Annotated in this window: 8 protein-coding genes and 1 pseudogene; all 9 read right to left on the bottom strand. The window is 66.3% G+C overall.

Going from position 1 to position 9,170, the window contains the following annotated elements:
- Window positions 1-314 precede the first annotated feature (314 nt).
- Entirely contained in the window at window positions 315-1,598 is a 1,284-nt protein-coding gene (tyrS, locus tag ACTXPP_RS12435) for a tyrosine--tRNA ligase (RefSeq protein ID WP_301496447.1), read from the bottom strand.
- A complete protein-coding gene (locus tag ACTXPP_RS12430; protein WP_301496449.1) occupies window positions 1,595-1,768 on the bottom strand; it encodes a Trm112 family protein in 174 nt (57 codons plus the stop codon). Before ACTXPP_RS12430 ends, tyrS begins: the two co-directional genes overlap by 4 nt.
- A 79-nt stretch (window positions 1,769-1,847) precedes the next feature.
- A pseudogene (erm, locus tag ACTXPP_RS12425) lies at window positions 1,848-2,707 on the bottom strand (23S ribosomal RNA methyltransferase Erm).
- 222 nt (window positions 2,708-2,929) lie between these two features.
- Window positions 2,930-4,360: an argininosuccinate lyase gene (gene argH, locus ACTXPP_RS12420; protein WP_301496464.1), complete on the bottom strand. Its 1,431-nt coding sequence runs from the start codon at window positions 4,358-4,360 to the stop codon at window positions 2,930-2,932.
- Between the two features lie 29 nt (window positions 4,361-4,389).
- On the bottom strand, window positions 4,390-5,589 hold the full coding sequence (locus ACTXPP_RS12415) for an argininosuccinate synthase (RefSeq protein WP_301496451.1): 1,200 nt from the start codon (window positions 5,587-5,589) through the stop codon (window positions 4,390-4,392).
- A gap of 87 nt (window positions 5,590-5,676) precedes the next feature.
- The gene (gene argR / locus ACTXPP_RS12410; RefSeq protein ID WP_301496453.1) at window positions 5,677-6,156 is read right to left on the bottom strand and encodes an arginine repressor; all 480 of its coding nucleotides are present in this window, start codon (window positions 6,154-6,156) and stop codon (window positions 5,677-5,679) included.
- A complete protein-coding gene (argF, locus tag ACTXPP_RS12405) occupies window positions 6,141-7,052 on the bottom strand; it encodes an ornithine carbamoyltransferase (RefSeq protein WP_443342422.1) in 912 nt (303 codons plus the stop codon). The genes argR and argF overlap by 16 nt, the downstream gene beginning before the upstream one ends.
- The gene (locus ACTXPP_RS12400) at window positions 7,049-8,242 is read right to left on the bottom strand and encodes an acetylornithine transaminase (protein ID WP_443342420.1); all 1,194 of its coding nucleotides are present in this window, start codon (window positions 8,240-8,242) and stop codon (window positions 7,049-7,051) included. Before ACTXPP_RS12400 ends, argF begins: the two co-directional genes overlap by 4 nt.
- Entirely contained in the window at window positions 8,235-9,170 is a 936-nt protein-coding gene (gene argB / locus ACTXPP_RS12395) for an acetylglutamate kinase (protein WP_301496459.1), read from the bottom strand. Before argB ends, ACTXPP_RS12400 begins: the two co-directional genes overlap by 8 nt.

Genomic DNA, 9,170 nt, shown 5'->3' with positions numbered 1-9,170 from the left:
TGACCAGTCGATTCTTGCTCACCCCACTGGGGAGCGTCGTCGTCAAGGCCGAGACTCACTGTACAACAGGACGTAGCCGGAGTGCAAACTCTCGGTGAACATCTTGTTTCGGTCAGTCCCCAGTCCGCTACTCGCCGGGCTTGCACCCGGCGTCTCGCTGACTCGCATCAATCTACACATTGCGCAGCCACCGGAACAAACTTCCAGCTCACGGCGCTGATTTCTCCGTATTCGCCCCCTCAGCAGACGACGGACGCCGCCACCTGTTCTCAGGTGACGGCGTCCGTGGGATCAAGCACTGTGGCTACTGCAGCCTAGGAGATCCGCGCTCCGGCGAAGCGCTTCTTGCCCTTGCGAAGCACCAACCAGTGTCCGTGCAGCAGGTAGTCCTCCCCCGGAACCCACTCGCCGTCAGTGATGCGTTCGTTGTTCACGTAAGCACCACCCTCCTTGATGGTGCGTCGGGCGGACCCCTTCGAGCTCTCCAGGCCGGCGGCAACCAGCAGGTCGACAACGGAGGTCCCCGCGGCAGCCCCGACTACCTCGGTCTCGGACAGGGCCCCGGCCAACGTCTGCTCGTCGAGATCCGCCAGCTCGGCCTTACCGAACAGTGCCTCGGCGGCCTTCTCCACCTTCGCGACAGAGTCCTCGCCGTGCACCAGGGTGGTCATCTCGCGGGCCAGGGTCCGCTGGGCCTCCCGCTTGAAGGGGCGCTCCTCGACCTGGACGGCCAGACGGTCCAGCTCACCCTGGTCGAGGAAGGTGAACCAACGCAGGTAACGGATGACGTCGGCGTCCGCGGCGTTGAGGAAGTACTGGTACCAGCTGTAGGGGCTGGTCATCTCCGGATCCAGCCACAGCTTGCCACCACCGGTGGATTTGCCGAACTTGCGACCTTCAGAATCGGTGACCAGCGGTACGGTCAGCCCGTGGACGGTCTCGCCGTCCACCCGTCGGTTCAGGTCCACACCGGAGACGATGTTGCCCCACTGGTCGGACCCACCGACCTGCAGCCGGCAGTTGTGGGCACGCCGCAGCTGCACGTAGTCATTGGCCTGCAACAGCATGTAGGAGAACTCGGTGTAGGACATACCGTCGTTCTCGAGCCGACGCTTCACCGTATCTCGGGAGAGCATCGTATTCAGACTGAAGTTCTTGCCCAGGTCACGCAGGAACTCGGCGACCGACATCTGGGAGGTCCACTCGATGTTGTTCGCGGGAATCGCCGCATTGTCCCCGTCGAAAGAGACGAAACTGGCGAGCTGACCCTTGATCCGCTCGACATTGCCGGCGACCTCGTCCTCGGAGAGCATGGTGCGCTCCCCGACGTCACGGGGATCACCGATCATGCCGGTGGCCCCGCCAGCCAGCAGGATCGGGGTGTGGCCGGCACGCTGCAGCCGGGCCAGGATCAGCAGCGGCACCAGGTGACCGGCATGCAGGGACGGTCCTGTCGGGTCGAAGCCGACGTAGGCCACCGTGGGGGTGGACAGTTCCTCGCGCAGGGCGTCGATGTCGGTCGACTGGGCGATCAGCCCGCGCCACTGCAGTTCGTCAACAATATTGACGTGGTTGGTGCTGTTGGTGTTGTCGTTCACTTCGGTCCTTCCGACCACTCGATTGCTTCGTCGGCGAGCAGGACGGGGATACCGTCCTGCACCGGATAGGCGATACCCATACGGGGGTTGACCAGATAGTCCCCGTCGAGCTCCAGGGGTTGCTTGTCCTGGGGGCACACGAGTATCTCGAGAAGTCGCGGATCGATCATGCGCATCAGTCTATCCGCATACCCGCCGTAACGTCCGCACAGGGGCCACCGAGACCGGTTCGCAAACCTCAGCTACCTGTTACCCGAGGCGGTTGAACAAGGTGACCCACTGATCCGCCGCAAGGTCCTTCGGCAGCGCTGCGCCAGACACCCCGGCCTCGCGCATGGCGACGTCGACCGCACCGTCAACACCGCCTCGGCCACGGCCGCGTCGTCCTCCTCTCCTGTCTCCGCCGCCTCCCCCGTCGCCCCTGCCGACGCGACGGAGGATCGCAGCGATGCCACGTCCTTTGCTCGTGAAGACTGCATGGACGAAGGAGGTGTACCGACGTCGACTGCCCAGTCCAGAAGCGGCGATTCCCGCCGCTGCATCGACAGGACACCTCCGTCGACTGTCGGCCGTGGTGCGAAATGAGACGCCGGTACCCGACCGTGCAGGTCGAATTGGACCCACGGCCACCACTGGGCTGTCATCATCGTCGCACCGCCGACACCAGCGCGGCGTCTGGCCACCTCCCACTGCACCAGCAGCACGGCATGTGTCCAGCCCGGCGAATGCAGGATGTGGCGCAGCATGGCGGTGGTCAGGTGAAAGGGTAGGTTCCCGACGACGACGTGGGGCTTCTCCGGAAGCTTGTGCTCGAGGAAGTCCTGTTCGAACAGCCGGACGGACGGATCGAGTCGCTTCTCCAGCCACTGCACCGTCTCCGGGTCGATCTCCACGGTGGTCAACGACCGGCCCTCGGGTAACAGTCGGTCCTTTAGCGGGAAAGTCAGTGCTCCCTGTCCCGGGCCGATCTCCACGACCGGGCTGTGGTCATCCGGGACACAGGCGAGAAGGCGCTCGACGGTTCCGGTGTTGACGAGGTAGTTCTGGCCGTTCTCATGACGGCCGTTCTGTCGATTGGGCCTGTAGGTAGGTGTAAAGGAATACTCCACGGAAGTGTTCCGGACTCCGTGAACTCACGGCGACCGGTCAACGTTTCCGGGCAGCCCGAAAGGACCGCCCAGCTGGACACGCTGGGCGGTGGGTGCCAGTTACGGCGTGAAATATCCCCCGGGATTACGCGCTACATGCACCCACCGACGACGCCGCGGGTGCGGAGACGTCCGTAGATGCTGAAAGTCGCGCTGCATGATGCACTCATGACTGTCACCGTATCAGCGAAGACGGGTGCCCGTCCATGCTCTGGCGTCATCGACAGCGTCCACGACGCGGCCGAGCTGCTCGGTGACCCGGACACCTGCGGTACCGCCACGGGTCGCACGGGACGCCACAGCACCGTCGATGGTGAGCACCTCACGGACCTCCGGGGTCAGCCCCGGGTGCACCCCGCTGAGCTCCTCGTCGGTGAGGGACACCAGGTCCACTCCCCTGCTCTCGGCGATGCGGACGCACTGGCCGGACGCCTCGTGGGCGTCACGGAACGGCACGCCTTGGCGCACCATCCACTCGGCCAGGTCCGTGGCCAGGGTGAACCCGGCCGGGGCCAGCTCACGCAGTCGCTCCGGGTGGAAGGTCAGGGTACCGACCAGACCGGCCATCGCCGGCAGCAGCAGGTGGAGCTGGGCGACCGAGTCGACGATCGGCTCCTTGTCCTCCTGCAGATCGCGGTTGTAGGCCAGCGGCAGTGCCTTCAACGTGGCCAACAGGCCGGTGTGGTTGCCGATCAACCGGCCGGTCTTGCCGCGCATCAGCTCGGCGACGTCCGGGTTCTTCTTCTGCGGCATGATCGAGGAACCGGTCGACCACTCGTCAGCCAGGGTGACGTAGCCGAACTCCGGGGTGGACCAGGCGATGATCTCCTCCGCCAGCCTGGACAGGTCGACAGCGACCTGGGCCAGGACGAAGGAGGTCTCCGAGGCGAAGTCACGGGAGCTGGTGGCGTCGATCGAGTTGTCACCGGCGGAATCGAAACCGAGCTCGGCGGCGATGGCCTCCGGGTCCAGTGCCAGCGAGGATCCGGCCAGAGCGCCGGAACCGTACGGGGAGACCGCCAGTCGCTTGTCCAGGTCACGGAACCGGGCCACGTCGCGCAGCAGCGGCTGGGCGTGGGCCAGCAACTGGTGCGCAAGCAGCACCGGCTGGGCGGCCTGGAAGTGGGTCTTGCCCGGCATGATCACGTCAGGGTTGGCCTTGGCCTGTGCCGCGATCGCGTCGACCACGTCGAGCACGCCGTCGGTGACCTCACGGATCGCGTCGCGCACCCACATGCGGAACAGGGTGGCGACCTGGTCGTTGCGGGAGCGTCCGGCACGCAGCCGACCACCCACCTCCGGGCCGACCCGGTCGATCAGGCCACGCTCCATCGCACCATGGACGTCCTCGTCGCTGGGCTCGGGGCCGAAGGCACCGGACGCGACATCCTCGCCGAGGCGGGCCAGACCGTCCAACATGGTCTCCAGGTCGGCGTCCGACAGCAGCCCGGCGTTGTGCAGCACCTTGGCGTGCGCGGTGGAAGCCAGCACGTCATAGGGGGCGAGCACCCAGTCGAAGTGGGTGGACTTGCTCAACGCGGCCATGGCCTCGGTGGGTCCGCCGGCGAACCGGCCGCCCCAGAGGGCCCCTTCGTTGGTGGCGTGCTTCTCGATCGGGGTCTCCGACATACCGTCTTACCGTCCTACTTCGCGTCGCGGTCGCGCTTGTTGGCGATCTTGGACGACAGGCCGTGCAGCTCGACGAAGCCCTTGGACATGGTCTGGTCGAAGGTGTCGCCGGTGTCGTAGGTGGCCAGGTTGAAGTCGTAGAGGGACTCCTCGGAACGACGACCGTTGACCACGATGGAGCCGTTGTGCAGCACCAGGCGGATGTCACCGGTGACGTGCTCCTGGGTGGACTCGATGAAGGAGTCCAGGGAGCGCTTCAGCGGGGAGAACCACAGGCCGTCGTAGACCTGGTGGGACCACTCGGCGTCGATGCCGCGCTTGTAGCGTGCCAGCTCGCGCTCGACGGTGACGTCCTCCATGGCCTCGTGGGCGCGGATCAGGGTCATTGCCCCCGGGGCCTCGTAGACCTCGCGGGACTTGATGCCGATGAGGCGGTCCTCGACCATGTCGAGGCGGCCCACACCCTGCGCGCCGGCGCGACGGTTGAGCTCCTCGATGGCCTGCAGGACGGTGACCTCACGGCCGTCGATGGCGACCGGCTTACCGGACTTGAAGGAGATGGTGACCTCGTCGGGTGCCTGACCCAGCGACGGCTCCTCGGTGTAGGCGTAGAGGTCCTTCGTCGGCGGGTTCCACAGGTCCTCGAGGAAACCGGTCTCGACGGCACGGCCCCAGACGTTCTGGTCGATGGAGAACGGCGAGGACGCCGACTGCTCGATCGGGACGTTGTTCTCCTCGGCGAAGGCGATGGCCTTGTCGCGGGTCCAGGCGAAGTCACGGGCCGGGGCGATGATCTTCAGCGAAGGATCGGTGTCCATGAAGCCGACCTCGAAGCGGACCTGGTCATTGCCCTTACCGGTGCAACCGTGGGCGACGTGGGTGCCGCCGTGGGCCTGGGCGGCCTCGACGAGGTGCTTGACGATCAGCGGACGCGAGATCGCGGAGACCAGCGGGTACTGCTTCATGTACATGCCGTTGGCCTTGATGGTCGGCAGGCAGTAGTCGTCGGCGAACTCATCGCGGGCGTCCACGACGATGGACTCCACGGCGCCGGCGCCGATGGCGCGCTGGCGGACAGACTCCATGTCCTCGCCGCCCTGGCCCAGGTCGATGGAGACGGCGATGACCTCGCCACCGGTCATCTGCTTCAGGTACGGGATGGCGACGGTGGTGTCCAGGCCTCCGGAGTAGGCGAGTACGACGCGGTCAGTCATGTTCTCTGATGTCCTTTCACGTTCTGTTCACGATGTGTGTAAATACGTTATTCGTGGCTTCTGTCAGCCGAGTCTATCTGGTGGCCTCTACACGCTGTGCATGGACAAGGCGTGGAGATGTTCGGCCAGGCCCCTGCCGTTCGCCGGGTGGCGGGCCAGGACGAAGATGGTGTCGTCCCCGGCCAGCGTGGCAACCACTTCCGGCAGGTCGGAGCGGTCGATGACACTGGCCAGGTACTGCGCCGCTCCCGGGGGTGTACGCAGCACCGCGGTGTTGCCGGAGTAGTCGGTGCCGACCAACAGTTCGGCGAGCACCCGACGCAGCCGCGCCGGACCGTCGGCGACCATCTCGGCCACCGGCGACCCGAGGCTGTAGAAGGCCTGCCCGTCGGCCCGGACCTTTCGGGCGCCGAGGTCGACCAGGTCGCGCGACAGTGTCGCCTGGGTGATCTCCACACCCTCACCGGCCAGCAGATCCTGCAGGTCGCGCTGGCTGGCGACACGGTTGTTCTCGACCAGGCGAGAGATCAGGTCCTGGCGGGCTGACCGGGTTAGGTGAGCAGCCATTCCAGCAGTGCCTTCTGTGCGTGAAGTCGGTTCTCCGCCTCGTCGAAGACGATCGACTGGGGCCCGTCGATGACCCCTGCGGAGACCTCGTAGCCGCGGTAGGCCGGCAGGCAGTGCATGAACACGGCGTCCTTGTCGGCGGTGGCCATGAGCTCCTCGTTCACCTGGAAGGGAACCAGGGTGCTGGTGTCGCGGTCGGAGTCCATGCCCATCGACACCCAGGTGTCGGTGATGACCACGTCGGCACCGGCGACGTCCGGGGTTCCGGTGACGCTCAATGTGGCACCGGTCTCGTCCGCCCTTACCTGTGCCCGCTCCACGAAGCGCTGCTCGGGCTGGAAACCCTCCGGTGCGGCGATGGTGATGTCCACCCCGGCGGTGGCGAAGCCGAGCATGTAGGAGTTGGCCATGTTGTTGGCGCCGTCGCCGAGGTACACGGCCTTGAGGCCCTTGATGTCACCGTCGGATCCGCCCTTGTGCTGCTTGATGGTCAGCAGGTCGGAGAGGATCTGGCAGGGGTGGAAGTCATCGCACAGGGCGTTGACGATCGGCACCGTGGCGGTCTCCGCCATCTCGTGGAGGTTGCTGTGGGCGCCGGTGCGCCACACCACAGCGTCGACGAAGCGGGACAGCACGGCACCGGTGTCCTGGTAGGACTCCTTCTTACCCATCTGCGACTTGCCGGAGTCCACCACGATCGGGTGTCCGCCGAGCTGGTTGATACCGACGTCGAAGGAGAAGCGGGTGCGGGTGGAGGTCTTGTCGAACAGGACCGCCACCGACTTGTGCTGCAGGCTGGAGCGGATCGGATTGGCGACCATCTCCAGTCCGAGGTCAAGGATCTCAGCTTGTTCCGCGACGCTCACGGCGTCGTCGGCGAGGAAGTGTCGGGTCATGAGAGCAGCTCCTTGATGATGGTGACGGCATCGTGGATGTCGGCGTCGGGGATGTTCAGCGGCGGGACGATCCGCAGGACGTTCTCCGCTGGCTGGTTGATCAGCAGGCCCTTCTCCAGGGCTGTTGCACCGAGTCCGGGGCGGGGCTCGGTGAAAACCACACCGAGCATCAGCCCTCGGCCACGGACCAGCTCCACGGAGTCGAGCGCCTCGAGTTCCTCGCGGAAGAGTGACTCGGCGTGGGTGACGTGCTCGAGCAGGTTCTCGGTGCGGATCGTGTCGACCACGGCGTTGCCGGCCGCGCAGGCCACGGGGTTGCCACCGAAGGTGGAGCCGTGGGTTCCCTGGCCCAGCAGCTGGGCCGCCGGGGTGGCCGCCACACAGGCACCGATCGGCATACCGCCGCCGAGGCCCTTGGCCAGGGTGACGACGTCCGGAACAACCCCGTCGGGGAGATCGGCCTGGTAGCCGAACCAGTGTCCGGTGCGTCCCATCCCGGCCTGTACCTCGTCGACGACCATGAGGATCCCGTGCTCGTCACACAGCTCACGGACTGCGGTGAGGAATCCTTCGGGCGCGGGCACGACACCGGTCTCACCCTGGATGGACTCCAGGAAGATCGCGGCGGTGTCGGACGCACCGTTCTCGCCGTCTCCGCCGTCCGCGACCAGGGAACGCAGTGCGTCGATGTCACCGTAAGGGTAGTACTCGACCCCGGCGGGCATCGGCTCGAACGGGGCGCGCTTGTCGGGCTGGCCGGTGAGTGCCAGCGAGCCCATCGTTCTACCGTGGAAGCCGTGCTCTGCGGCGAGGATGCGGGAGCGTCCGGTGCGCCGGGCGATCTTGAAGGCGGCCTCGTTGGCCTCGGCACCGGAGTTCGAGAAGAAGACCTGCGCGCCCGGGGCAATGAGCTCCTGCAGCCTGGCCGCGAGGTCGAGGACCTGCGGGTGGGCGAAGACGTTCGAGGTGTGGCCCAGGGTCGAGACCTGCTTGGTCACGGCCTCGACGATGGCCGGGTGGGCGTGGCCGAGGGCGTTGACGGCGATGCCGGCGAGGAGGTCGACGTACTCCCTGCCCTCAGTGTCGGTGACCCGGCTGCCGGAACCGGAGACCAGCTGGACCGCCGGGGTGCCGTAGGTCGGCATGACCGTGGACTCCCAGGTGCTCTTCCAGTTGTTGTTGTCAGACATTCGGGGACTCCCAGTCGTCGTCGGCGATCATCGTTCCGATACCGCCGGAGGTCATGAGCTCGAGGATCACGGAGTGTCGCTCGCGACCGTCGATGACGTGGGCGGCGGAGACACCGGTGCGCACCGCGGAGAGGCAGGCCTCCATCTTCGGGATCATGCCGGAGTCCAGGTCGGGCAGGATCTTGTCCAGCGCGTCCGGGTCGATCCGGGAGACCAGGGAGTCCTTGTTCGGCCAGTCCGTGTACAGGCCCTCGACATTGGTGAGCATGACAAGGCGTTCGGCGCCGAGGGCTGCGGCCAGTGCGCCGGCGGCGGTGTCGGCGTTGATGTTGTAGACCCGACCGTCCTCGTCGGGGGCGAAGGGGGCGACCACCGGAATGCGACCGGCGTCGATGAGGTCCATGAGTACGGTGGCATCCACCTGGGCGATGTCGCCGACGCGGCCGAGGTCGACCTCCTCACCGTCGATGACGGTGTTCTTCTTCACGGCGGTGAACAGGCCGGCGTCCTCACCGGAGGTACCGACGGCGAAGGGGCCGTGCTGGTTGATAAGCCCGACGAGTTCGCGTCCGACTTTGCCGAAGAGAACCATGCGGACGTACTCCATGGTCTCCGGGGTGGTGTAGCGCAGGCCGCCGATGAACTCGCCCTCGAGGCCAACCTTGTCGAGCATCTCGGTGATCTGCGGGCCGCCGCCGTGGACCACGATGGGGTGGGCGCCGACGGTGCGCAGGAAGGCCATGTCGGCGGCGAAGGCTGCCTTGAGGTCTTCGTCGATCATGGCGTTGCCGCCGTACTTCACGACGACGATCTTGTCGCGGTAGTGCAGCAGCCACGGCAGTGCCTCGGCCAGGACGTCGGCGCGTACGGCCGGTGACAGGTCGGCGGTGCCGCGGTAGACGACCTTCTCGGTGACTGGTTCAGTCAT

The organism is Candidatus Corynebacterium faecigallinarum, from assembly GCF_052264515.1.
In the GTDB taxonomy this organism is placed as follows: Bacteria; Actinomycetota; Actinomycetes; order Mycobacteriales; family Mycobacteriaceae; genus Corynebacterium; species Corynebacterium faecigallinarum.
Note: the sequence above shows the minus strand (reverse complement) of the source record. Positions and strands in the feature narration are given on the sequence as shown.

Bases quoted from the DNA above. Each gene is read 5' to 3' on its own strand.
- ACTXPP_RS12430 (WP_301496449.1), bottom strand. From the start codon at position 1,768: ATGATCGATCCGCGACTTCTCGAGATACTCGTGTGCCCCCAGGACAAG.
- argR (WP_301496453.1), bottom strand. From the start codon at position 6,156: ATGGCTGCTCACCTAACCCGGTCAGCCCGCCAGGACCTGATCTCTCGC.
- argB (WP_301496459.1), bottom strand. From the start codon at position 9,170: ATGACTGAACCAGTCACCGAGAAGGTCGTCTACCGCGGCACCGCCGAC.
- ACTXPP_RS12415 (WP_301496451.1), bottom strand. From the start codon at position 5,589: ATGACTGACCGCGTCGTACTCGCCTACTCCGGAGGCCTGGACACCACC.
- argF (WP_443342422.1), bottom strand. From the start codon at position 7,052: ATGACCCGACACTTCCTCGCCGACGACGCCGTGAGCGTCGCGGAACAA.
- ACTXPP_RS12400 (WP_443342420.1), bottom strand. From the start codon at position 8,242: ATGTCTGACAACAACAACTGGAAGAGCACCTGGGAGTCCACGGTCATG.